The organism is Serratia nevei (assembly GCF_037948395.1).
GTDB lineage: Bacteria > Pseudomonadota > Gammaproteobacteria > Enterobacterales > Enterobacteriaceae > Serratia > Serratia nevei.
On sequence record NZ_CP149940.1, the window covers coordinates 5,094,493 to 5,119,435 of the forward strand.

Genomic DNA, 24,943 nt, shown 5'->3' on the forward strand with positions numbered 1-24,943 from the left:
CGTATGAAATTCGATCCAAGAAAATTGAAGAAAGTGGAATTACACGTCCATTTGGATACCTGTTTAAGCTACCACTATGTCAAAAAGATCGACCCGCAAATAACCAGAACGGCCTTTAATCGGCAATTTATCGCGCCGAAACGATGCGCCGATCTCGGAGACTTTTTAAACAAGATCGCACCGCAAATAGACCTCCTGCAGACGCGCCAGGCGATAACGCTGGCCGTCGATGACTTGTTCGCGCAGCTGGCGGCGGATAACGTCATTTATGCGGAAGTGCGCTTTGCCCCGCTGCTGCATACCCGGATGGGGTTAAGCGGTGAAGCGGTGGTCGAGACGGTGCTCGCCGCGATGCGTGACGCCGCGCAAACTTACGGCGTCGCCGCCGGGCTGATCCTGTGCACGCTACGGCATTTCGATGCGGCCGCCAGCCTGCAAACCGCCGGGCTCGTGGTTAACTTTCTGGGCCGCGGCGTGGTCGCGCTGGATTTGGCCGCCGACGAAGCGCGTTACCCGCTGGCCAATCACATAGCGGCCTTTCGGGCGGTGCGCGAAGCCGGCGGCAACGTCATCGCCCACGCCGGTGAGGCGAAGGGCGCCGACAGCGTACGGGAAACGCTGGATAGGCTGCAGGTGTCGCGCATCGGCCACGGCGTCAGGAGCATCGAGGATGCTGCGCTTATCGAGCGCCTGGTAGCCACCGGTGTCCTGCTCGAGATCTGCCCCAGCTGCAATCTCGTCTGCAATCTGTTCGACAGCATCGACAGTCACCCGATAGACCGGCTGAAAAGGATGGGAGTGCGGCTGAACGTGAATACCGATGCGCGCACCGTCGCCGATACCACGCTGAACAAAGAGTACCAGCTGTTGCATGACGCCTTCGGCTGGCAGGATGACGATTTTAACCGCAGCAACCGACAGGCGTTGGAAGCGAGTTTTCTCGACGGCGATACTAAAATTAAATTAATGAATCAGCTCAAGGCCGGGCCAATGTGACCCGGTACGTTTCAAGGCTGAGCGGGTTTTAACGCTCCTGCGCCGCCAACGCCTGGGCGCACGCCCAGGCAGAGCTCCAGGCCCACTGGAAGTTGTAGCCGCCCAACCACCCGGTCACGTCCACCACTTCGCCGATAAAATAGAGCCCCGGCGCCTTGTGGGCTTCCATCGTCTTGGAGGAAAGTTCGTTGGTGTCGACGCCGCCGAGCGTCACTTCCGCCGTGCGATAGCCTTCGGTGCCGTTCGGCTGCACGCGCCAGTTCTGCAACAGATCCACCAGCGCCGCCTGCTGCGGCGCATTCAGCTGCTTCAGCGTGGCCTCCGGCAGTTGTCCCAACGTTTGCAAGCATTCCACCAGCCGCTTCGGCAAGTGCAACGCCAGGGTGTTTTTCAGGCTTTGGTTCGGGTGCTGGCGGCGCTGGTCATCCAGGAAGGCCGCCAGATCCAGCTCAGGAAGTAAGTTAACGCTCACATACTCACCCGGCTGCCAGTAGCTGGACAGCTGCAACACCGCCGGGCCGGACAGGCCGCGATGGGTGAACAGGATGCTTTCACGGAAGCTGACGCCGTTCTCGGCGGTGATCACTGCCGGCACCGAGACGCCGGACAGCGTCTGCACATGCTCCAGCAGCTGCTTATGCAGGGTAAAAGGCACCAGCCCCGCGCGCGTCGGCAGCACCTTGAGGCCGAACTGCTCCGCCAGCTTGTAACCGAACGGCGAAGCGCCCAGCCCCGGCATGGATAAACCGCCGCTGGCCACCACAAGTGAGCGAGCACTTACTTTTCCGCCATTCAGCGCCAGCGCGTAACCGTTCTCGGTTTTCTCCACGCCCAGCACTTCGCTGCGCAGGCGCATCGTCACCTGGCCCAGCTCGCACTCTTTGACCAACAGATCCACCACCTGCTGCGCCGAGTCGTCGCAGAACAGCTGCCCCAGCGTTTTTTCATGGTAGGCGATGCCGTAGCGGTTGATCAGATCGATGAAGTCCCACTGGGTGTAGCGCGCCAACGCCGACTTGCAGAAGTGCGGGTTGTTCGACAGATAGGCCGCCGGCTCGGCGTACATATTGGTGAAGTTGCAGCGCCCGCCGCCGGACATCAGGATCTTGCGGCCCGGTTTTTTGCCGTTGTCGAGCAGCAACACGCGGCAACCGAGTTGCCCCGCCTGCGCGGCGCAAAACATGCCGGCGGCGCCCGCCCCAATCACTACGACATCAAACTGTTCCACCTGAGCCTCACTTATCAAAACCACAATCGCGACAAAAGAGCGCCATATTACGCCGTTTCGCCGCCGGTCACCGCCAAATTCACGGCGGCAGATTGTAAAGCCCCGGCGCCGCCAACGCCATAGTAAGAAAATATTACAGAGGTCAGAGGAGAATAACGCGTTGATATTCCATATTTTTGTTATAGACACGCCATCATTTCGTCATGTCCAAATCAAAAAAACGTCATATTTTCCTTTTCCCCGGCCCCGGTTGTCACTGATAATGCGCGGCGTTCATGTCCACAAACTGGCGTAACGCTTATGCTGCATTTGTTCGCTGGCCTGGATTTCCATACCGGCCTGATGTTAATTCTCGCATTGTTGTTCGTGTTGTTTTATGAAGCCATCAACGGTTTTCATGATACGGCCAATGCGGTCGCTACAGTTATTTATACCCGCGCCATGCGCTCGCAACTTGCGGTCGTGATGGCAGGTTTGTTCAACTTTCTTGGCGTAATGCTCGGCGGTTTGAGTGTTGCTTACGCCATCGTCCACTTGCTGCCTACCGATCTGTTGTTGAACGTCAGTTCAGCACACGGATTAGCCATGGTCTTCTCCATGCTGTTGGCGGCAATCATCTGGAACCTCGGCACCTGGTATTTCGGTCTGCCGGCCTCCAGTTCCCATACGCTGATAGGCGCAATCATCGGTGTCGGTTTAACCAACGCCCTGATGACCCACACTTCGGTGGTGGATGCGCTTAACGTCCCGAAAATGATTGGTATTTTCCTTTCTCTGCTGTTCTCGCCGCTGGTCGGCATGATGGTGGCGGGAGTGATGGTGTTCGCCTTGCGCCGCTATTGGAGTGGCACCAAGAAACGCCAGCGTATCCACATGACCCCTGCGGAACGTGAAAAGGTCGACGGCAAACGCAAGCCGCCGTTCTGGACCCGTATCGCGCTGATCCTGTCGGCGATTGGCGTCAGCTTCTCGCACGGCGCCAACGACGGCCAGAAAGGCATCGGCCTTATCATGCTGGTGCTGATCGGCGTTGCGCCGGCCGGCTTCGTGGTCAATATGAATGCAACCGGCTATGACATCACCCGTACGCGTGATGCCGTGACCCACCTGCAGCAATATTACCAGCAGCACGGCGACGCGCTGTCGCATGCGGTGTCGCTGACGCCGCTGGTGCCAAGCCCGGATGATGAAGCTGCGCCGAACAAGCCGGCTGAGTTCCACTGCGACAGTTCGCGCGCCATGCCGGCGATCGAGCTGGCTCAGGGCATGCTGACCAACCTGCAAAGCTACGATCAGCTGACGGTTGAGCAGCGCAGCCACCTGCGCCGCCTGCTGATGTGCGTGACCGACACGGCGGATAAAGTCGCCAAGCTGCCGGAAACCTCATCCGCCGACCAGCGCTTCCTGAAGAACCTGCGTCAGGATCTGCTGCAGACCGTCGAGTACGCGCCGATGTGGATCATCGTCGCCGTCGCGCTGGCACTGTCGCTCGGCACCATGGTGGGCTGGAAACGCGTGGCCACCACCATCGGCGAGAAGATCGGCAAGAAAGGCATGACCTACGCCCAGGGCGTGTCGGCCCAGATGACCGCAGCGCTGTCGATCGGCGTGGCGAGTTATACCGGCATGCCGGTCTCCACCACCCACGTCCTCTCTTCGGCGGTTGCCGGGACGATGATCGTGGACGGCGGCGGCGTGCAGAGCAAAACCGTGAAGAACATCCTGTTGGCCTGGGTACTGACCCTGCCAATCTCGATTCTGCTTTCCGGTGCGCTGTATTGGGTCGCGTTGAAGCTGATCTAAGCGATAAGCATCATGAGAAAGGCGGCCGAAAGGCCGCCTTTTTTTTTGCCTGCATCAAGGGAAACAGGAAGGCATTAATACCAAATCATCAGCGCTATCAGGCTGATGACCACCAGACCGCACAGGGCCGAGGTCAGCATAAACTGCCCGCGCACCCGCTCGCAGCGGCGAATAAACTCCGGATCGTGGTGCTCGACATAGCGTTGCGCAAAGATATAGCGCACCAGCCTCAGCTGCTTGCTGGGTTGCCCGTGGGCGGTGAAGAAACCGCCGCCGTCAACGTATTGGTACAGCAGCGGGTCACAGCCGCGCAATACCACCAGCAGCGCGCGCAGAGAAGAGTAATACCGCACCATGTTTACCACACACACCACACATAAGGCCCAAAACAGCGCGACGGTACTGATCATGATTGCCCCCTCAAGGCGTTGTTATCCGCGGCCATCCGCCGGGTCCAACCGCCCTACCTCATTACCCGATACTCTGCTGGAGCTTACCGCTCTCATCCCCTTTTTTGCCTGCACGGGCCACGCCCATAACCCACCGCCTCCGGAGACGTTACCGCACCGCACAGAGAGATTTGCACAGCGTGGTTCCACTCAGAGGGGAAATGATGAGGCCCATATCCATCATTGTAGGTTAATGAAACGCAAACTGGCCTGATCAGTGGATAAAATTTACCGCCCCGCGCCGAAACGCCCTCCGCCGGGGCGGGCTAACGGCTGTGATTGGTCGGTTTTTCTGGATAGTCTATCCCGCTCCACGCCGCTGATCTTTCCCCCCACGCTGGCTAGACTCAGGTTTCCGTTACGTTCATCCAAGGAAACTGTTATGGCAAACCATTCAATCAAGGGAAAAACCGTCCTCATCGCCGGCGGCGCCAAAAACCTCGGCGGGCTGATCGCACGCGATTTGGCTGAACAAGGCGCCAAAGCGGTGGTGATCCACTACAACAGCGCCGCTTCCCAAGCCGAAGCGGAAAAAACCGTCGCCGCCATTCAGGCCGCCGGGGCGCAAGGCGTCGCGCTGCAGGCCGATCTCACCACCGCGGGCGCGGTCGAAAAGCTGTTCGCCGATGCGGTCGCCGCCGTCGGCAAGCCGGATATCGCCATCAATACCGTTGGCAAAGTGCTGAAAAAACCGATGGTCGACATCAGCGAAGCCGAGTACGACGAGATGACGGCGGTCAACGCCAAAACCGCGTTCTTCTTCCTGAAAGAGGCGGGCAAGCACCTCAACGACAACGGTAAAATCTGCACGCTGGTCACCTCGCTGCTCGGCGCCTTCACGCCGTTTTACGCCGCTTACGCCGGCACCAAAGCGCCGGTGGAACACTTCACCCGCGCCGCCGCCAAGGAGTTTGGCGAACGCGGTATCTCCGTGACGGCGGTCGGCCCCGGCCCGATGGACACCCCGTTCTTCTACCCGGCGGAGGGCGCGGACGCCGTGGCCTACCACAAGACGGCAGCGGCGCTGTCGCCGTTCAGCAAAACCGGCCTGACCGATATCGAAGACGTGGTGCCGTTCATCCGCCACCTGGTCAGCGACGGCTGGTGGGTAACCGGCCAAACCATCCTGATCAACGGCGGCTACACCACCAAATAAGTTCGACGGGGGCGGAAATGCCCCCGCACCTGCTCGCGCGCAACCGCGCCATGCGGCTACACTCTCTGTCAGAAACGGCGCCAAGGAACAGCAGGTCAACGAGATGGACAGATTCAATCAATACCGCGTATTCGTACAGGTGGCGGAAATGGGCAGCTTTATCCGGGCGGCCCATGCGCTGGAGGTGCCGCGCGCCTCGGTGTCCGCCGCCGTGCAACAGCTGGAAACGCAGCTGGGCGTGCGCCTGCTGCACCGCACCACGCGACAGGTGCGGCTGACCGCCGACGGCGAACAGCTGCTCGAGCGGCTGCGCCCGCTGCTGGCCGAGGTGGAAGACATCGATCAGTCGTTTCAGGCCAGCCAGCGCCAGGCCTCCGGCCGGCTCAGCGTCGACGTGCCGAGCCGCATCGCCCGCCGGCTGATCGCGCCTGCGCTGCCCGGCCTGCTGCGGCGCCATCCCCACCTGCAGCTGGTGCTCGGCTCCGCCGATCGCGCCATCGATCTGGTGCAGGAAGGGGTCGACTGCGCAGTGCGCGTCGGCGATCTGCACGACAGCAGCCTGGTAATGCGCCCGCTCGGCCATATCGCGCTGATCAACTGCGCCAGCCCCGCTTACCTGGGCGAATTCGGCCATCCGCGCCAGCCCGGCGATCTCGTCGAGGGACACTGGAGCATCGGCTACGCCTCGCCCAAAACCGGCCGCGAATCCCCCTGGGAATACCTGGCCGACGACGGCCATACGCAACGGCTCGAACTGCCCAGCCGGGTGGTGGTCAACAACGCCGAAAGCTATATCGCCTGCTGCCGCGCCGGGCTGGGGCTGATGCAGATCCCGCGCTACGACGTGCAACACCTGCTCGACGCCGGTGAACTGCTGGAAGTCCTGCCCGGTTACCGCGCCGCCTCCATGCCGATCGCCCTGATCTACCCCCACCGCCGCCAGCGATCGCGCCGCCTGGCGGTGTTTCATGAGTGGTTTGAAAGCCTGCTGCAGCCACATCTGGAGCGCTGATTGCACATTTAGCGCTATACTTTGTTTAATAACGCTTATAATTCAAGCGGTCAGACCGTCAGCATCCGCATAATTCATAGGCTTTTACGCCGCGCGGGTGTACAACGAAAGGTATCGGGCGGAGAGATTTTCGATGCGGCGCAGTGTGATCGCCCCAACATATCATTGCGTTATCCGAATGATACTATGGAACCAAAAGCGCCAGGCGGGTAAACGGAACGCCTGCTAACCCTTTTTAATCGGCATGTTTATGGAAGGAGTATTCTTATGGCTTACAAACACATACTGATCGCGGTGGACCTATCCCCGGAAAGCAAAATCCTGGTAGAAAAAGCCGTCTCGATGGCGCGGCCGTACAACGCTAAAGTTTCTCTGATCCACGTCGATGTCAACTATTCCGACCTCTATACCGGCCTTATCGACGTCAATCTCGGCGACATGCAAAAACGCATCTCCGAGGAAACCCATCAGGCGCTGACCGAGCTGTCGCAGAACGCCGGCTACCCGATCACCGAGACCCTGAGCGGCAGCGGCGATCTGGCGCAGGTATTGGTCGATGCCATCAAGAAATACGACATGGACCTGGTGCTGTGCGGCCACCACCAGGACTTCTGGAGCAAGCTGATGTCTTCCGCTCGCCAGCTTATCAATACCGTGCACATCGATATGCTGATCGTGCCGCTGCGCGATGAAGAAGACGAATAAAGTAAGCACTTGCTAACTTAACTGCCCAACGCCCGCGCCCTGCGGGCGTTTTTCATGCCGCCACGCCGATTAATCGCTTGATAATCAACCGCCCTCCGATGATATAGTCGCTAAAGACACAACATCCTCCCCCGGGCATTGCCTATACCCATATCTATAAGAAATAGCAGGGGAAATTTAATGCGAAAAGGAGTTATCCATGGAATATGCCGTATCGGTAGAGTCTTTCCTGTCCTCGTTACAACGCCATAACCCCCACCAGCCGGAATATTTGCAGGCGGTGCGCGAAGTATTCACCTCGCTGTGGCCGTTTATCGAACGCAACCCGCACTATCGCGAACAGGCGCTGTTGGAGCGCCTGGTGGAGCCCGAGCGCGTCATTCAGTTCCGCGTCAGCTGGGTGGACGATCGCGGCCAGGTGCAGGTCAACCGCGCCTTCCGCGTACAATTCAACTCGGCTATCGGTCCCTACAAGGGCGGCATGCGCTTCCACCCGTCGGTGAACCTGTCGATCCTGAAGTTCCTCGGTTTTGAGCAGACCTTCAAGAACGCGTTGACCACCCTGCCGATGGGCGGCGGCAAAGGCGGCTCCGATTTCGATCCGAAGGGCAAAAGCCAGGGTGAGATCATGCGCTTCTGCCAGGCGCTGATGACCGAGCTGTATCGCCATCTGGGCCCGGACACCGACGTGCCGGCCGGCGATATCGGCGTCGGCGGCCGCGAAGTCGGCTTTATGGCCGGCATGATGAAAAAACTGTCCAACAATACCGCCTGCGTATTTACCGGCAAGGGCCTCTCCTTCGGCGGCAGCCTGATCCGCCCTGAGGCGACCGGCTATGGCCTGGTTTACTTCACCGACGCCATGCTGCAGCGCCACGGCCTGGGCTTTGAGGGCATGCGGGTGGCGGTGTCCGGCTCCGGCAACGTGGCGCAGTACACCATCGAGAAAGCGCTGGAGCTGGACGCGCGCGTGATCACCGTGTCGGATTCCGGCGGCACCCTGGTGGACGAAGACGGCTTCACCACTGAGAAGCTGGCGCACCTGGCGGAGATCAAAAACCAACGCTACGGCCGGGTGGCGGACTACGCCCGCGAACGCGGCCTGACGTATCTGGCGGGCCAGCAGCCGTGGAACGTGCCGGTGGATATCGCCCTGCCGTGCGCCACCCAGAACGAACTGGATCTCGAGGCGGCGCAAACGCTGATCCGCAACGGAGTGAAGGCGGTCGCGGAAGGTGCCAACATGCCGACCACCATCCAGGCCACCGACGCCTTCCTCGACGCCGGCGTGCTGTTCGCGCCTGGCAAGGCGGCCAACGCCGGCGGCGTCGCCACCTCGGGACTGGAGATGGCGCAAAACGCCGCGCGCATCGGCTGGCGGGCAGAGAAAGTGGATGTACGTTTACAACATATCATGGCCGATATTCACCACGCCTGCGTGGAATACGGCGGCGAAGGCAAGCAAACCCACTACGTGCACGGCGCGAATATCGCCGGTTTCGTCAAGGTCGCGGACGCCATGCTGGCGCAGGGCGTGCTGTAATCCGCCTTAAAGGTGATCTTGTTCACACATCGATTAAATGCTTCAATGCCGGCCTCTGCGCCGGCATTTTTTTATGCTTTCCCTCCATCCAAATGATGCCAATACGTTAAATAAAAGTTAATAAAAGGTTTTTTATTGCTTATTAATCGGTAGTAAATTTACCACCACCAAATAATTAAACATTTATTTAACACTAAATACGCCATTATTTTACTTAAATGTGCACAGATCACATTTCATTAACTTCAGCTACGCCCCCTCTTCCATTCCTTTGTAATCTGCAGCGGTGGAAAAACCGCCACCCCTACAGATAAAAAAAGGTACAGCTAATGAAATTTAACCTCGCATTATTAAATGCATGTGTGGTTTCTGCGTGCATGTTATCGACAACACCTGTGTTCGCCGCTGATAAGTATGAGATTGCCGTGGTCGCTAAAGTGACCGGCATTCCGTGGTTCAACCGCATGGAAGTGGGCGTCAACGAAGCGGCGAAAAAACTCGACGTCAACGCCTACCAGACCGGCCCTTCTACGCCGGATCCGGCCGCGCAGGTCAAGGTGATTGAGGATCTGATCGCCAAGAACGTCAACGCCATCATCGTGGTGCCGAACGACGCCAAGGTGCTGGAGCCGGTGCTGAAAAAAGCGCGCGACAAAGGCATCGTGGTGCTGACCCATGAATCCCCGGACCAGCAGATCGGCCAGTGGGACATCGAGACCATCGACAGCGAGAAATACGCGCAGGCCAACGTCGATGAGCTGGCGAAAGACATGGGCGGCAAAGGCGGCTATGCGATCTACGTCGGCTCGCTGACCGTGCCGCTGCACAACGCCTGGGCCGACTCCGCCATCAAATACCAGAAAGAAAAATACCCGGACATGTTTGAAGTCACCTCGCGCCTGCCGGTGGCGGAAAGCATCGACAAATCCTACGCCACCACGCTGGATCTGATGAAAACCTATCCGCAGATGAAGGGCATCATCGGCTTCGGCTCGCTCGGCCCGATCGGCGCCGGCCAGGCGGTGGCCAAGAAACGCGCCAAGGACAAAATCGCGGTGGTGGGCATCGCCATGCCGGCGCAGGCCGCCCCTTACCTGATGCGCGGCGACATCAAGAAAGCGCTGCTGTGGGATCCGAAAGACGCCGGTTATGCGCTGGTGACGGTGGCCGACCAGCTGCTGCAGGGCAAGGAAGTGAACAAAGACCTGTCGATCGAGGGCCTTGGCAAGGCTGACGTCGATATGGAACACAAAGTGATTCGGTTTAATAAGATTTTGGAAGTGACCAAAGACAACGCCCAATCGCTTGGATTCTGATTTTTCGCGTAATTTCGCCACACCGGGAAAGTAGTTAAACCCTCGTAGGGGCGCAGCGTTGCTGCGCCCAGGGCTTCGGCCGCTACGCAAGCACAGGTTAACGTTATGACAGCCTCCCCCGCATTTATCACCCTGGAGAATATCAGCAAGCGATTCCCAGGCGTGCTGGCATTAGACCAGATCAACCTGACGCTGAATAAAGGCGAAGTGCACTGCCTGGCCGGGCAAAACGGCTGCGGCAAAAGCACCATCATTAAAATCATCTCCGGCGTTTATCAGCCGGAAAAAGGCGCCAACATTTCGCTGGAAGGCAAACTCTTCCACGCCCTGACGCCGCAGCTGTCCGGTTATTACGGCATACAGGTGATCTACCAGGACCTGTCGCTGTTCCCCAACCTGACGGTGGCGGAGAACATCGCCATTCACCGTTACCTGCCCGGCGGCCGCTTCTGGGTGCGCAAGCGGGTGATGCGCCAGACGGCGCTCGACGCCATGGCGCGGGTCGGCATACGCATCGACCCCGATAAAAAGGTGGAAAAACTGTCGATCGCCGATCGGCAACTGGTGGCGATTTGCCGCGCCATCGCCGCCGAGGCGCGGTTGGTTATCATGGACGAACCGACCGCCTCGCTGACCCGCCAGGAGGTCGACGGCCTGCTGCGGGTGGTCAACGAGCTGAAGGCGGCCGGCATCTGCGTGGTATTCGTCAGCCACAGATTGGATGAAGTAATGGAAGTCGCCGATCGCATCAGCGTGATGCGCGACGGCAAGCTGGTGGGCACCTGGCCGGCCAGCGAACTGGACAGCCATGAACTGGCGTTCCTGATGACCGGCCAACGCTTCCACTACAGCCCGCTGCCGCCGCTGCCGCCGGCCGAACAGGCGCCGCTGCTCGAGGTGCGCAACCTCAGCCGCGGCGAGAAATACCGCAACGTCAATCTGGCGCTGCGCGGCGGCGAGATCGTCTCGATCGTCGGCCTGCTCGGCGCCGGCCGCACCGAACTGTGCCTCAGCCTGTTCGGCATGACGCGGCCGGACAGCGGCGAGATCCGCATCGAGGGCCAGGCGGTGCAGCTGCACAACAACCGCGAAGCGGTGCGCCACGGCATCGGCTATGTGTCGGAGGATCGCCTGACGCAGGGGTTGATCATGGAACAATCCATCTACGACAACACCATCGTCACCGTCTTCGATCGGCTGCATACCTCGCTCGGGCTGTTGGATCACGCCAAGGCGACCGAGCTGGTCAACCGGCTGATCCGCGATCTGAACATCAAGGTGTCCGACAGCGCGTTGCCGGTGAAAACCCTGTCCGGCGGCAACGCCCAGCGCATCGCCATCGCCAAATGGGTGGCGACCCAGCCGAAGATCCTGATCCTCGACTCGCCCACCGTCGGCGTGGACATCGCCAACAAAGAGGGGATCTACCAGATCGCCCGCGATCTGGCGCAGCTGGGCATGGCGGTGCTGATGATCTGCGACGAGATCCCGGAAGCCTATTACAACAGCCATCGGGTGATGGTGATGCGCAAGGGCGAACTGATCGCCGAATTCGCGCCGCACCAGAGTACCGAGCAACAGATCGCCGAGGTGGTGAATGGATAAGTCATTATTGGCCCGCCTGGCCGGGCGGCACGAGTTTTATCTCGGCCTGTTGGTGCTGCTGCTGGCGATCGGCCTGAGCGCCGGCACCGACGAATTCCTGACGCTCGGCAACCTGACCGACGTCGCCACCAGCTACGCCATTCTCGGCATCCTGGCCTGCGGGCTGTTCGTGGTGCTGATCGCCGGCGGCATCGACATTTCGTTCCCGGCGGTCACCGCCATCGCCCAGTATGTGATGGCCAGCTGGGTGATCCAGCACGGCGGCAGCTTTCCGCTGGCGTTCGCCCTGGCGATTGGCGTCGGCCTGCTGCTCGGGCTGGTGAACGGTTTCCTGGTGTACTGGCTGAAAGTGCCGGCGATCATCATCACCATCGCCACCCTTAACCTGTTCTACGGCCTGCTGGTGTACGCCACTAACGGCACCTGGCTGTACGGCTTCCCGGACTGGTTCATGAACGGCATCAACTGGTTCTCGTTCCAGGGCGCCGACGGCTACGACTACGGCCTGACGCTGCCGCTGCTGTGCCTGCTGGGGACCATCGTCGTCACCGGCGTGCTGATGAACCGCACCCGGCTGGGGCGCCAGATCTACGCGATGGGCGGCAACCGCGACGCGGCGTCGCGCCTGGGGTTGAACCTGCTGCGGCTGCATTTTTGCGTCTACGGCTACATGGGCATTCTGGCCGGCGTCGCGGCGGTGGTGCAGGCGCAGATCACCCAGTCGGTGGCCCCCAACTCGCTGCTCGGCTTCGAACTGACGGTATTGGCGGCGGTGGTGCTGGGCGGCACCAGCATGAGCGGCGGCCGCGGCTCGTTGACCGGCACCCTGCTCGGCGTGGTGCTGCTGGCCTTCCTGCAAAACGGGCTGACGCTGCTCAGCGTCTCGGCCTATTGGCACCAGGTATTCAGCGGCGCGATCATTTTGATCAGCATCAGCACCACCGCCTGGAACGAAAAACGCAAGCTGCTCAAGGAGATCTGACATGACGCAGTTAACTCGGTTGATCCCAAGCGATCGGATCATTCGCCTGCAGGGCGCGATCATCATCGCGGTGGCGCTGCTCTTCGCCGGGCTGCTCGGATCGCGCTTCTTCAGCCTCGGCAACTTCCAGTCGATCGCCTCGCAGCTGCCGATCCTCGGCCTGCTGGCGCTCGGCATGGGCATCACCATGCTGACCGGCGGCATCAACCTGTCGATCATCGCCGGCGCTAACGCCTGTTCGCTGGTGATGGCGGCGATCATCGTCAGCCATCCCGACCAGCCGCTGTTCCTGGCGCTGGCGCTGTTGGCCGGCCTGCTGGTGGCGGTGGCGATCGGCGCGCTGAACGGCGCGCTGGTGGCCTGGATCGGCGTCTCGCCAATCCTCGCCTCGCTCGGCACCATGACGCTGATCACCGGCCTGAATATCCTGCTGTCCAACGGCGCGGTGATCTCCGGCTTCCCGGCAGCGATTCAATTTCTCGGCAACGGCGCCGTACTCGGCGTGCCGGTGGCGCTGATCCTGTTCCTGCTGGTGGCGGCCGGGCTGTGGCTGCTGCTGGAGCACACCACGCTGGGCCGCAGCCTGTACCTGATCGGCTCTAACGAACAGGCCACCCGCTTCAGCGGCGTGAACACCGCACGGGTGCAGATCGCGGTGTATATCCTGTCGGCGCTGCTCGGCTGGGGCGCCGCCCTGCTGATGATGGCCAAGTTCAACTCGGCCAAGGCCGGCTACGGCGAATCTTATCTGCTGGTGACCATTCTGGCCTCGGTGCTGGGCGGCATTAACCCGGACGGCGGTTTCGGCCGTATTCTGGGGCTGGTGCTGGCGCTGATCGTGCTGCAAATGTTGGAAAGCGGCCTCAATCTGCTGGGGGTCAGCAGCTACCTGACCATGGCCCTGTGGGGCGGCGTGCTGATCCTGTTTATCGCGTTACAGAATCGAAAAGCCTGAGGAGAAAATAATGGCGAGCTATTTTATTGGCGTAGATGTGGGCACCGGAAGCGCGCGCGCGGGCGTATTCGATCTCAATGGCCGCATGGTCGGCCAGGCCAGCCGGGCCATCGATCTGTACCGACCGAAGGCGGATTTCGTCGAGCAGTCGTCGGATAACATCTGGCAGGCGGTGTGCAATGCGGTGCGCGACGCGGTCAACCAGGCCGACATCAACCCGATTCAGGTCAAGGGGCTGGGCTTCGACGCCACCTGTTCGCTGGTGGTGTTGGATAAAGAGGGCAAGCCGCTGACCGTCAGCCCCTCCGGCCGCACCGAACAGAACATCATCGTGTGGATGGATCACCGGGCGATCGCCCAGGCCGAGCGCATCAACGCCACCAAACACCGGGTGCTGGACTTCGTCGGCGGCATCATTTCGCCGGAGATGCAGACGCCGAAACTGCTGTGGCTGAAACAGCACATGCCCACCACCTGGGCCAACGCCGGTTACCTGTTCGATCTGCCGGACTTCCTCACCTGGCGTGCCACCCAGGACGCCACCCGTTCGCTGTGCTCGACGGTGTGCAAGTGGACCTATCTCGGCCACGAACAGCGCTGGGACAAGAGCTACTTCCAGCAGATCGGGCTGGAAGACGTGCTGGAACATGACGCGGCCAAGATCGGCAGCGACGTCAAAATGATGGGCGAGCCGCTGGGCCACGGCCTGACCCAGCGCGCCGCCAGCGAGATGGGGCTGATCGCAGGCACGGCGGTGAGCGTGTCGATCATCGACGCCCACGCCGGCACTCTCGGCACGCTGGGCGCCACCGGCGTCTCCGGTGAGGTGGCCGACTTCAACCGCCGCGTCGCGCTGATCGGCGGCACCTCCACCGGCCACATGGCGATGTCGCGCACCGCTCGCTTTATCGGCGGCGTCTGGGGGCCGTATTACTCGGCGATCCTGCCGGAATACTGGCTGAACGAGGGCGGCCAGTCCGCCACCGGCGCGCTGATCGACCACGTCATCCAGTCGCACCCGTGCTACCCGGAGCTGCTGGCGCAGGCGAAAACCCAGGGACAGACCATCTATGAAGTGCTGAACGCCATTCTGCGCCGCATGGCCGGCGAGCCGGAGAATATCGCCTTCCTGACGCAGGACATCCATATGCTGCCGTACTTCCACGGCAACCGCTCGCCGCGCGCCAACCCGACGCTGACCGGCATCCTGACCGGGCTGAAGCTGTCGCGCACGCCGGAGGACATGGCGCTGCACTACCTGGCCACCATTCAGGCCATCGCGCTCGGCACCCGCCACATCATCGAAACCATGAACCACAGCGGCTACAGCATCGACACCATCATGGCCAGCGGCGGCGGCACCAAGAACCCGATCTTCGTGCAGGAACACGCCAACGCCACCGGCTGCGCCATGCTGCTGCCGGAGGAGAGCGAAGCGATGCTGCTGGGCGGCGCCATGATGGGCACCGTGGCGGCGGGCGTGTTCGACACCCTGCCGGAGGCGATGAGCGCCATGAGCCGCATCGGCAAGACGGTCACGCCGCAGACCAACCAGATAAAAAGCTACTACGACCGCAAATACCGGGTATTCCACGAGCTGTACAACGACCACATGAAATACCGCCGGTTGATGCAGGAGGAGGCGTGATGCAGCAGGAATGGCGGCAGGCTGTGCAGGGTTGGCAAACCTACAGCCAGGAGCTGGCGCAGCTGGGCGAGCGCCTCGACGCGCGCACCTGGCAGCGGCTGCTGGCGCTGCTGGCCGACTGCCGCGGTAAAATCGCCGTCACCGGCGTCGGCACCTCGGGGATTGCGGCGCGCAAGATAGCCCACATGCTGGCCTGTGTGGAACGGCCGGCGGTCTACCTCGACGCCACCGGCGCGGCGCACGGCGATCTGGGTTTTCTGCGCGCCGACGATCTGCTGATCCTGATCTCGCGCGGCGGCAATTCCGACGAGCTGACCCGCCTGCTGCCAACGCTGCAGGCCAAGGGCGTGACGCTGATCGCGGTGACGGAAAACCCGCATTCCGCCATCGCGCAGGCGGCGCAGCTGACGATCGCCACCGGGGTGCAAAAGGAGATAGATCCGCTGAACATGCTGGCCACCACCTCAATTGTGCTGGTGCTGGCGATCTTCGACGCCGCCTGCGCCTGCCTGATGGCGCGCAGCGGTTACGACAAGGAGGCCTTGCTGGCGGTGCATCCGGGCGGCGGCGTGGGGAAAAGTTTGCGGGAGGAAAACTGAGGGCCCGACACCGCGGGCCCGGCAGACATTACAGCGGCATGTAGATATCGAAACGGTGGCTTTTGGTCAGCGTGGCGGCGTGCGCCGGCACGTCGGCCAGCGGCGGCGCGTAGTCCGGACGTTTCACCACCACGCGCTTGGTCGCCAGGCGGCGCGCCGGCTCCAGCAGGCCGTCGGCGTCATCGTCGCTGCCCACCAGCGATTGAAACACCCGCATCTCTTTTTTCACCAGCGCGCTTTTTTGCTTGTGCGGGAACATCGGATCGAGATACACCACCTCGGGGCGCGGGATGAGATCCGCCAGCGCCGTCAGGCTGGAGGCGTGCAGCAGCGTCAGACGCTCGCGCAGCCACGGGCCGATTTCCGCATCCTGATAGCCACGCTGCAGACCGTCGTCCAGCAACGCCGCCACCACCGGATTGCGCTCCAGCATCCGTACCCGGCAGCCCAGCGCCGCCAGCACGAAGGCGTCGCGCCCCAGCCCGGCGGTAGCGTCCACCACGTCCGGCAGATAGCTGCCCTTGATGCCGACCGCTTTGGCCACCGCCTCGCCGCGGCCGCCGCCGAAGCGGCGCCGGTGCGCCATGGCGCCGGAGACGAAATCAACGTAGATCCCGCCGAGCTTCGGCTCGTCGCGCTTGCGCAGCTCCAGCCGCTGCGGGGTCAGTACCAGCGCCATCGGCGCGTCGTCGTCGGACACCAGCTGCCAGCGCTGCGCCAAAACAGACAAGGCGCCGGGATCGGCGCCTGCTTCACACAATAAACACACGCTCACGTGTCGGGTTATCCTTTAATGCCGTAATGGCGCAGCATAGCATCCAGCTGCGGCTCGCGGCCACGGAAGCGTTTGAACAGCGCCATCGGCTCTTCCGACCCGCCGCGCGACAGGATGTTGTCGAGGAAGGATTTGCCGGTTTCGGCGTTGAAAATCCCCTCTTCTTCGAAGCGCGAGTAGGCGTCGGCCGACAGCACTTCCGCCCACAGGTAGCTGTAGTAACCCGCCGCATAGCCGCCGGCGAAGATGTGGCTGAAGGCGTGCGGGAAGCGGCCCCAGCTTGGCGAAGGCACCACCGCCACCATTTTCTTCACTTCCGCCAACGTCGGCAGGATCTGCGCGCCTTTTTCCGGGCTGTATTCGAAGTGCATGCGGAAATCGAACAGGCCGAACTCCAGCTGGCGCAGGATGAACAGCGCCGCCTGGTAATTCTTGGCCGCCAGCAGCTTGTCGAGCATGGCCTTCGGCAGCGGCTCGCCGCTCTGGTAGTGGCCCGAGATAAACGCCAGCGCTTCCGGCTCCCAGCACCAGTTTTCCATAAACTGGCTCGGCAGTTCGACCGCATCCCACGGCACCCCGTTGATGCCGGAGACGCCGGCGGTATCGATCTGCGTCAGCATGTGGTGCAGACCGTGGCCGAACTCGTGGAACAGCGTGGTCACTTCGTTATGGGTGAACAGCGCCGGCTGGTCGCCCAGCGGGCGGTTGAAGTTGCAGGTCAGGTAAGCGACCGGTTTTTGCAGCGTGCCGTCGGCCTTGCGCAGGCTGCCGACGCAGTCGTCCATCCAGGCGCCGCCGCGTTTGTTTTCGCGGGCGTACAGATCGAGGTAGAAGCTGCCGCGCAGCTCGCCGTTAGCGTCGAACAGATCGAAGAAGCGCACGTCCGGATGCCAGGTCTCCACGTCTTTACGCTCTTTGGCGGTGATGCCGTAAATGCGTTTCACCACTTCGAACAGCCCTTCCACCACCCGCTGTTCCGGGAAGTACGGGCGCAGCTGCTCGTCGCTGATGGAGAACAGGTGCTGCTTCTGTTTTTCGCCGTAATAGGTGATGTCCCAGGCTTCAAGCTCGTCCACGCCATAGTGCTGTTTGGCGAAGGCGCGCAGCTGCGCCAGCTCCTGCTCGGCCTGCGGGCGGGCGCGCTTGGCCAGATCGCTCAGGAAGCCGATCACCTGCTCCGGGCTCTCCGCCATTTTGGTCGCCAGCGACTTGTCGGCGTAGGTATCGAAGCCCAGCAGCTGAGCCAGCTCGTGGCGCAGCGCCAGCGTTTCCGCCATCACTTCGCTGTTGTCCCATTTGCCGGCGTTCGGCCCCTGATCGGAGGCGCGGGTGGCGAAGGCGCGGTACATCTCTTCGCGCAGCGCGCGGTTGTCGGCGTAGGTCAACACCGGCAGGTAGCTCGGCATGTCCAGCGTCAGCAGCCAGCCGTCCTGCTCTTTGGCCTGCGCCATCGCCTGTGCCTGCGCCAGGGCGCTCTCCGGCAGGCCGCTCAGCTCGGCTTCGTCGGTAATCAGTTTGCTCCAGCCCATGGTGGCGTCGAGCACGTTGTTGCTGTAGGTAGACCCCAGTTCGGACAGGCGCGCGACGATCTCACCGTAGCGCTGCTGTTTATCCGCCGACAGGCCGATGCCCGACAGTTCGAAATCGCGCAGCGCGTTGTCCACCGCCTTGCGCTGCGGCACGCTCAGCGCCTCGAACGCCGCACCCTCTTTCAGGCTGCGGTAGGCCTGGTACAGCCCTTCGTGCTGGCCAACCCAGGTGCCGTATTCAGACAGCAGCGGCAGCGCCTGCTCATAGGCGGTGCGCAGCTCCGGGCTGTTTTTCACCGAGTTCAGGTGCCCGATCGGCGACCAGATGCGCGACAGGCGATCGTCCGACTCCGCCAGCGGCTGACACAGATTATCCCAGGTGAACGGCCCCGGCTGCGCAACCACGCGCTCTACCGCGGCGCGGCAGTCCGCCAGCGCGGATTGCACCGCAGGCACGATATCTTCAGGGCGGATCGCCGAGAACGGCGGCAGGGAAAACGGGGTCAGCAACGGATTTGTCATAGGGCAGTCCTGATTAGCGTTGGGGCCCGCCGCGGGGGCGAGCCTTAAAATGCGTATGAATCTCTAACATGGAGCCAGACAACAGGAAAATCAATGCCCGGCGTTGATCGTTCGTGCCTTAAACGGCGCTTTGGCGGATGCGGGCGGCCAGCGCCGCCAGCTGTTCGTCGTCGGCGCGCGCGGCGTCGTGGGAGGAGATATAGCCCTCGTAACGTTCGAAAAACTTCGGCGAGGTCGATTCGATCGGCCGCCACTGATCCAGCGACGCGGTGCCGTGCAGCGGGATCAGTTTGGCGTGCACATGGTCGACGCCGTAGCCCTCGAACACCATGCCGCAGCGGCCGACGTCGTCGAACGCGCGGTCCAGCTGCTTCGCCACCCGCTTGGTCGCCAGCATCAGCGCGCTCAACACCTCGTCCGGCAGGTCAAAGACGTAGCTCGGGTGGTGGGCCTTGGGGATCACCACGCTGAAACCGTCGGTGTTGGGAAAGATGGACAGGAACGCCAGATGGTCGTCGTCTTCCCAGATTTTATGGCACGGCGCCTTGCCCGCCGCGATGTCGCAAAAAATGCAGCTCATATCGCCTCCAGGGTGCAGCGTCGAGCCGACGGCCCGCCATCAAACACCTCTCGGCAACATAGCGGATATTTTGCTTTTTTACCGCTATTAAACGGCATTCCCCGCCCAAATCGCCGGACGCCGCCCATGCCAGGGCGCGGCGCGTTCCAGCTGTCCGGCCAGCTGCAACAACCGATCCTCACGGCCAAAACCGGCGACAAACTGCATGCCTATCGGCAGGTTGTGCTGCGCATCCTGGGCCAGCGGCACCGACATCGCCGGTACGCCGGCGACGTTAAATACCGGGGTGAACGGTGAATGATCGAACAAATGCGCCGTCCATTCCAGCCCGTCCATATTCGCCGCATTCGCGCCATAACGGCCAAGCCGCCAGGGCAGGTCGGGTAGCGTCGGCGTCAGCAGCAGGTCGTATTGCTGGAAATAGGCGCCGACTGCGCGAGTCACCCGGTTGCGTACCTCGAGCGCACGCACCATATCCACCGCCCTGGCCGCCTGGCCGTAGCGATAGCAGGCCAGCGTTTCCGGCTCCAGCGTTTCGCTTGAAATAGCCCGTCCGCTCGCTTGGCTCAGACCATCGACCCAGCCGACCAGATTGGCGCACCAGATTTGCGCATTGGCGAACACCAACTCTTGCCAACTGACGCCGATCGCCATTTCCGTTTCGCTGACCTGATGCCCCAACGCCGCCAATAACACCGCCGTTTCCGCCGTGGCGCCGGCGATGTTCGACTCGGTTTTTCCGCCGTTCCACGCCTCGGTCATCATGCCGATGCGCAGCCTGCCCGGTTGCCGCGTCACCTGCGATAACCAGCTGTGCGCCGGCGGCGCCGTGTAATACGGCTCGCCAACGTGAGGACGCTGCATCGCATCCAGCAACGCGGCGCTGTCACGCACCGTGCGGCTGAGCCCCAGCTGGACGCCAAAGCCGTTGAAGACCTCATCCATCACCGGGCCATGCGGCACCCGACCGCGCGTAGGCTTGAGACCAAATACCCCGTTTGACGAAGCCGGTACGCGAATCGAGCCGGCGGCGTCGGTGGCGTGAGCGATGGGCACCATACCGGCGGCAACCGCCGCACCGGCGCCACCGCTGGATCCACCGGCGCTGAAATCCAGGTTCCAGGGGTTGCGCGTGGCACCGTAAAGCACGGCCTCGGTGGTGGTGCTGAACGCCATTTCCGGCGTGCTGGTGCGGCCAAAGGTCACCAGCTCGGCCTGGCGGATATTGCTCATCAGATGGCTGTCGGCGGCGGCGACGCTGCCCTGCGCCAACCGGCTGCCCAGCTCAACGCGCTTGCCTGCCATGCTGATGGCGATGTCCTTGATCAGGAAAGGCACGCCCGACAAAGGCCCGTCGTCTTGTTCCGGCGGCTGCTCCCAGTGTTCCACCACCGCGTTAATCGCCGGGTTCACCGCCTCGACGGCGGCCCGCGCCGCCTGTTGCAGCGCCGCTGCGCTGACCTCGCCACGCCGCACCAATTCGGCCAATCCCAGCGCATCGTAGCTCACGTATTCGCTCAATTTCATCATCGTCCCCCTCTCCGTTGCGGTTTCACCGGTCTGTTCCGGCGTCCGTTCCACGGTAGGGAGATCGGCGCTATAGTTGAAATTGATAGATTTAATTCGGGGAATAGTTATCAACAATTTAAAGCGGCTCGATCTCAATCTTTTGGTTACATTGGAAGCGTTGCTCAGCGAGCGCAGCGTGACGCGGGCGGCGGCGCGCCTCAATCTCAGCCAGCCTTCGGTCAGCATTCAGCTTGCCAAGCTGCGTGAGATCTACCGTGACCCGCTGCTGCTGCCGAACCCGCGCGGCATGCTGCCGACGGCGCGCGCGCTCGGCCTGTTGGCACCGCTGCGCCAAACGCTGGCCGATGTGGGCCGCTTGGTCGCGCCGGAGCAGCCCTTTGATCCGCGGCAGGCGGAAGTCACCTGGCAGCTGGCCGCCGCCGATGCCGCTGAATACGCAATTTTGCTGCCGATGCTGCCCCGTCTGCGGCTGGCGGCGCCGAAATCCCGTCTGGCGATCCGCGAAGCGGCGCCCAAACGCATGAGCCGCGATTTGGCGGACGGGGTGATCGATCTCGGTTTTCTGAGCCGGGAAGAAGCGCCGGCGGAGCTGCGCCATCGGCCGCTGTTTCACGAGAACTACCTGCTGGTCGGCCGCCGGGATCACCCGCTGTTGCAACGGCCGCCCTCACTCGAACAGTTCTGCCAGCTTGAGTTTGTGATGGTTTCGCAAGATGGCGGCGGTTTTCGTACCCAGATCGATACGCTGCTGGCCGCACAGGGGCTAACCCGACGGGTCGTAATGTCGGTGCCGCACTTCCTGTTTATTCCCGCGTTGCTGGCGAAGTCCGATATGGTCGCCATGCTGCCTTCGCGCATGCTGGGGGAACTGTTGGGGGAATTGCGCACCTGCGCGGCTCCGCTGGAGATGCCGGGTTACGACATGGTGATGGTATGGCATGAACGTTCCCATCTCGACCCGGCCCACAGCTGGCTGCGCGAGCAGGTGGTGGCCGCGCTGGGGCCGCGATAAAATCTCCACCAGCGCAAACTCTTCTAACACCAGCCACATATCCGCCGCAAAAGTGCCTTCGCGGGTGAAAAATTCCCGATGCCCCTCGCGCCAAAACGCCAGGCTTTTGTCGCCTTCGCCCTCTTTGGCCGCCATCTCGGCGGTCACCTGGTCGTAGCGCACCAGGCGCAGCGCCAGGGTTTTGATCACGCAGGCCGGTTCGCCGCGGCCGTCGAGAATAATGCTATCGTCGCCGATCATCGGCGTTTGCTCCCGGCGATAGCTCGCATAGGAGCTGCAGGTGGCGGTCTTTTCCCCGCTCAGCACCAACTGCAGCAGTTCGTCGGCCAACTCGGGGCCGTCGCCGAACGCCCAGCGCGCCGCGTCGGGGTAGTTCGCCAAAATCGCCTGTTTGCTCATCGTCCTGTCCCTTTCTGTGAACGTCTGCGGCAACGGAGTCCAGTTTTTCCCGGCCAGACAGTTTATACTGTGCAGATTATAAGCCTTATTGCATTGAATGCTCCGTCTGCGGAGCACAAGGAATCGCCACCCGTCATGTTAAGTTATCGCCACAGTTTCCACGCCGGCAACCACGCCGACGTGCTCAAACACACCGTTCAGAGCCTGATCATCGAGTCGCTGAAGGAAAAAGAGAAGCCGTTCCTGTATCTGGATACCCACTCGGGCGCAGGCCGTTATCAGCTCAGCGGCGAACACGCCGAGCGCACCGGCGAATACCTGGAAGGCATCGGCTTGCTGTGGCAGCGCGACGATCTGCCGGAAGAGCTGGCGGCCTACATGAGCGTGGTACACAACTTCAACCGTTCCGGCACGCTGCGCTACTATCCCGGCTCGCCGCTGATCGCCCGCCAGCTGCTGCGCCCGCAGGACAAAATTCACCTGACCGAGCTGCACCCGAGCGACTACCCGCTGCTGCGCAGCGAGTTCCAGAAAGACGAACGCGCCAAAGTGCAGCGCGCCGACGGCTATCAGCAGCTGAAATCCCAGCTGCCGCCCCTGTCGCGCCGCGGCCTGATCCTGATGGACCCGCCGTATGAAATGAAGACCGATTACCAGGACGTGGTCAAAGGCATTCAGGAAGGCTACAAGCGTTTCGCCACCGGCACTTACGCGCTGTGGTACCCGGTGGTGATGCGCCAGCAGATCAAACGCATGCTGCGCGATCTGGAAGCCACCGGCATTCGCCGCATTCTGCAGATCGAACTGGCGGTGAAACCCGACAGCGATCAGCGCGGCATGACCGCCTCCGGCATGATCGTCATCAACCCGCCGTGGAAGCTGGAACAGCAGATGAAAAACGTGCTGCCGTGGCTGCACAAGGTGCTGGTGCCGTCGGGCATCGGCCACCATCTGGTGAACTGGGTGGTACCGGAATAATCCCCGGCAGGGCGCGGTTCGCCGCGCCCTGCGTCCACCTATCGCAGCCATCGACGCAATCTTTGCGACAAACCCCGGTCAGGCGTTAAACTCTTACCCTCTTCAAATTCACAACTCATGGAAATCCCAGATGACGAAACATTACGATTATCTAGCAATTGGCGGCGGCAGCGGCGGTATCGCATCGATCAACCGGGCAGCCATGTACGGCCAAAAGTGTGCGCTGATTGAAGCCAAAGAGCTGGGCGGCACCTGTGTAAACGTGGGTTGTGTACCGAAAAAAGTCATGTGGCACGCGGCGCAGATCGCCGAGGCCATCCATCAGTACGGCCCGGACTACGGCTTCGACACCACCGTCAACGCCTTCGACTGGAAGAAGCTGGTCGCCAACCGCACCGCCTATATCGACCGCATCCACAACTCCTACGACAACGTGCTGGGCAAGAACAAGGTCGACGTGATCAAAGGCTTCGCGCGCTTCGTGGATGCGCACACCGTGGAAGTGAACGGCGAGACCATCACCGCCGACCACATCCTGATCGCCACCGGCGGCCGCCCGAGCCACCCGGCGATTCCGGGTGCGGAATACGGCATCGACTCCGACGGCTTCTTTGAGCTGGACGCCATGCCGAAGCGCGTCGCCGTAGTCGGCGCCGGCTATATCGCCGTAGAGATCGCCGGCGTGCTGAACGCGCTGGGCGCGGAAACGCACCTGTTCGTGCGCAAGCACGCGCCGCTGCGCAGCTTCGATCCGATGATCGTCGAAACCCTGGTGGAAGTGATGAACACCGAAGGGCCGAGCCTGCACACCGAATCGGTGCCGAAAGCGATCGTCAAGAACGCCGACGGCAGCCTGACGCTGCAGCTGGAAAATGGCAAGGCATTCACCGTCGACTGCCTGATCTGGGCCATCGGCCGCGAACCGGCGACCGACAACCTGAACCTCGGCGTTACCGGGGTGAAGACCAACGAGCAAGGCTATATTGACGTCGATAAGTTCCAGAATACCAACGTCAAAGGCATCTACGCGGTGGGCGACAACACCGGCGCGGTAGAGCTGACCCCGGTCGCCGTGGCCGCCGGCCGCCGCCTGTCCGAGCGCCTGTTCAACAACAAGCCGGACGAGCACCTGGATTACAGCAACATCGCCACCGTGGTGTTCAGCCACCCGCCGATCGGCACCGTCGGCCTGACCGAGCCGGAAGCCATCGAGAAGTTCGGGGCGGACAACGTGAAGGTATACAAATCCTCCTTCACCGCCATGTACAGCGCCGTGACGCAGCACCGCCAGCCGTGCCGCATGAAGCTGGTGTGCGCGGGTAAAGAAGAGAAGATCGTCGGCCTGCACGGCATCGGCTTCGGCATGGATGAAATCCTGCAGGGCTTCGCGGTAGCGGTGAAGATGGGCGCCACCAAGAAGGACTTCGACAACACCGTGGCGATCCACCCGACCGCGGCGGAAGAGTTCGTTACCATGCGCTAACCGCTGCGGTTAGCCCATTCTCAGGCCGGTAAACACCGGCCTGTTCTTTTTGTGCGGTTTACTATTCCCTTCGCACCCGCCTGCTTTTTCTGCCATTATTCTGCCTGATAAATTAGCGGGACTGATACAACCTCCCCG

General features: G+C 61.8%; 21 protein-coding genes and 1 pseudogene. 15 read left to right on the forward strand and 7 right to left on the reverse strand.

The genetic code is table 11. The features are described from left to right. Window positions 1–3: 3 nt before the first annotated feature. Window positions 4–996, forward strand: a complete 993-nt coding sequence (add, locus tag V8N38_RS24340; RefSeq protein WP_147840529.1) for an adenosine deaminase — start codon at window positions 4–6, stop codon at window positions 994–996. A 28-nt stretch (window positions 997–1,024) separates the two neighbouring features. On the opposite strand, the gene V8N38_RS24345 is transcribed toward add, so the two are convergent. Next, a complete protein-coding gene (locus tag V8N38_RS24345) occupies window positions 1,025–2,224 on the reverse strand; it encodes an NAD(P)/FAD-dependent oxidoreductase (RefSeq protein WP_147840530.1) in 1,200 nt (399 codons plus the stop codon). A gap of 300 nt (window positions 2,225–2,524) precedes the next feature. Between V8N38_RS24345 and pitA the strand changes: the two genes are divergently transcribed. Further along, window positions 2,525–4,027, forward strand: a complete 1,503-nt coding sequence (pitA, locus tag V8N38_RS24350; RefSeq protein ID WP_033636373.1) for an inorganic phosphate transporter PitA — start codon at window positions 2,525–2,527, stop codon at window positions 4,025–4,027. Window positions 4,028–4,101: 74 nt separating this feature from the next. Here the strand turns inward: pitA and uspB are convergent, their stop codons facing one another. Beyond that, a complete protein-coding gene (gene uspB, locus V8N38_RS24355; RefSeq protein WP_016930435.1) occupies window positions 4,102–4,437 on the reverse strand; it encodes a universal stress protein UspB in 336 nt (111 codons plus the stop codon). Between the two features lie 421 nt (window positions 4,438–4,858). Here uspB and V8N38_RS24360 point away from each other — a divergent pair, with 421 nt between their 5' ends. The 10 genes from V8N38_RS24360 to V8N38_RS24405 all read left to right on the forward strand — a co-directional run bounded on the left by V8N38_RS24360 (window position 4,859) and on the right by V8N38_RS24405 (window position 15,997). After that, complete coding sequence (locus tag V8N38_RS24360) at window positions 4,859–5,632, forward strand: SDR family oxidoreductase (RefSeq protein WP_049202881.1); 774 nt, start codon at window positions 4,859–4,861, stop codon at window positions 5,630–5,632. 103 nt (window positions 5,633–5,735) lie between these two features. Next, window positions 5,736–6,644, forward strand: coding sequence for a LysR family transcriptional regulator (locus V8N38_RS24365; protein WP_060424432.1), 909 nt, complete (start codon window positions 5,736–5,738; stop codon window positions 6,642–6,644). 267 nt (window positions 6,645–6,911) lie between these two features. After that, complete coding sequence (gene uspA, locus V8N38_RS24370; protein ID WP_004930988.1) at window positions 6,912–7,349, forward strand: universal stress protein UspA; 438 nt, start codon at window positions 6,912–6,914, stop codon at window positions 7,347–7,349. A gap of 199 nt (window positions 7,350–7,548) precedes the next feature. Continuing rightward, a complete protein-coding gene (gene gdhA, locus V8N38_RS24375; RefSeq protein WP_060441424.1) occupies window positions 7,549–8,892 on the forward strand; it encodes an NADP-specific glutamate dehydrogenase in 1,344 nt (447 codons plus the stop codon). Window positions 8,893–9,221: 329 nt separating this feature from the next. Further along, on the forward strand, window positions 9,222–10,208 hold the full coding sequence (locus V8N38_RS24380; protein WP_033636379.1) for an autoinducer 2 ABC transporter substrate-binding protein: 987 nt from the start codon (window positions 9,222–9,224) through the stop codon (window positions 10,206–10,208). A 105-nt stretch (window positions 10,209–10,313) separates the two neighbouring features. Then, window positions 10,314–11,813 (forward strand): sugar ABC transporter ATP-binding protein, encoded by a 1,500-nt coding sequence (locus tag V8N38_RS24385; RefSeq protein ID WP_060441425.1) that lies wholly within the window; start codon window positions 10,314–10,316, stop codon window positions 11,811–11,813. After that, a complete protein-coding gene (locus V8N38_RS24390; protein WP_047729644.1) occupies window positions 11,806–12,795 on the forward strand; it encodes an ABC transporter permease in 990 nt (329 codons plus the stop codon). The genes V8N38_RS24385 and V8N38_RS24390 overlap by 8 nt, the downstream gene beginning before the upstream one ends. Window position 12,796: 1 nt before the next feature. Beyond that, the gene (locus V8N38_RS24395; protein WP_060424425.1) at window positions 12,797–13,750 is read left to right on the forward strand and encodes an ABC transporter permease; all 954 of its coding nucleotides are present in this window, start codon (window positions 12,797–12,799) and stop codon (window positions 13,748–13,750) included. Between the two features lie 10 nt (window positions 13,751–13,760). Continuing rightward, window positions 13,761–15,398 carry an FGGY-family carbohydrate kinase gene (locus V8N38_RS24400; RefSeq protein ID WP_038873847.1) on the forward strand — a complete coding sequence of 546 codons (1,638 nt, stop codon included), beginning with the start codon at window positions 13,761–13,763 and terminating at the stop codon, window positions 15,396–15,398. After that, window positions 15,398–15,997, forward strand: coding sequence for a KpsF/GutQ family sugar-phosphate isomerase (locus V8N38_RS24405; RefSeq protein WP_060424423.1), 600 nt, complete (start codon window positions 15,398–15,400; stop codon window positions 15,995–15,997). The genes V8N38_RS24400 and V8N38_RS24405 overlap by 1 nt, the downstream gene beginning before the upstream one ends. A 28-nt stretch (window positions 15,998–16,025) precedes the next feature. Here the strand turns inward: V8N38_RS24405 and rsmJ are convergent, their stop codons facing one another. The 4 genes from rsmJ to V8N38_RS24425 all read right to left on the reverse strand — a co-directional run bounded on the left by rsmJ (window position 16,026) and on the right by V8N38_RS24425 (window position 20,933). After that, window positions 16,026–16,772 (reverse strand): 16S rRNA (guanine(1516)-N(2))-methyltransferase RsmJ, encoded by a 747-nt coding sequence (gene rsmJ, locus V8N38_RS24410; protein ID WP_147840531.1) that lies wholly within the window; start codon window positions 16,770–16,772, stop codon window positions 16,026–16,028. 8 nt (window positions 16,773–16,780) lie between these two features. Beyond that, window positions 16,781–18,823 carry an oligopeptidase A gene (prlC, locus tag V8N38_RS24415; RefSeq protein WP_147840532.1) on the reverse strand — a complete coding sequence of 681 codons (2,043 nt, stop codon included), beginning with the start codon at window positions 18,821–18,823 and terminating at the stop codon, window positions 16,781–16,783. 118 nt (window positions 18,824–18,941) lie between these two features. Next, window positions 18,942–19,403, reverse strand: a complete 462-nt coding sequence (locus V8N38_RS24420; protein WP_084827069.1) for an HIT family protein — start codon at window positions 19,401–19,403, stop codon at window positions 18,942–18,944. 87 nt (window positions 19,404–19,490) lie between these two features. Then, window positions 19,491–20,933 (reverse strand): amidase, encoded by a 1,443-nt coding sequence (locus V8N38_RS24425; RefSeq protein WP_244952248.1) that lies wholly within the window; start codon window positions 20,931–20,933, stop codon window positions 19,491–19,493. Window positions 20,934–21,039: 106 nt separating this feature from the next. Here V8N38_RS24425 and V8N38_RS24430 point away from each other — a divergent pair, with 106 nt between their 5' ends. Further along, window positions 21,040–21,945: a LysR family transcriptional regulator gene (locus V8N38_RS24430; protein ID WP_147840535.1), complete on the forward strand. Its 906-nt coding sequence runs from the start codon at window positions 21,040–21,042 to the stop codon at window positions 21,943–21,945. On the opposite strand, the pseudogene V8N38_RS24435 reads toward V8N38_RS24430, so the two are convergent. Further along, a pseudogene (locus tag V8N38_RS24435) lies at window positions 21,943–22,344 on the reverse strand (ASCH domain-containing protein); the annotation flags it as partial. The gene V8N38_RS24430 and the pseudogene V8N38_RS24435 sit on opposite strands and share 3 nt — an antisense overlap. A 135-nt stretch (window positions 22,345–22,479) precedes the next feature. Between V8N38_RS24435 and V8N38_RS24440 the strand changes: the two are divergent. Beyond that, complete coding sequence (locus tag V8N38_RS24440; protein WP_004931012.1) at window positions 22,480–23,322, forward strand: 23S rRNA (adenine(2030)-N(6))-methyltransferase RlmJ; 843 nt, start codon at window positions 22,480–22,482, stop codon at window positions 23,320–23,322. 130 nt (window positions 23,323–23,452) lie between these two features. Further along, the gene (gorA, locus tag V8N38_RS24445) at window positions 23,453–24,805 is read left to right on the forward strand and encodes a glutathione-disulfide reductase (RefSeq protein WP_025304617.1); all 1,353 of its coding nucleotides are present in this window, start codon (window positions 23,453–23,455) and stop codon (window positions 24,803–24,805) included. Window positions 24,806–24,943 lie beyond the last annotated feature (138 nt).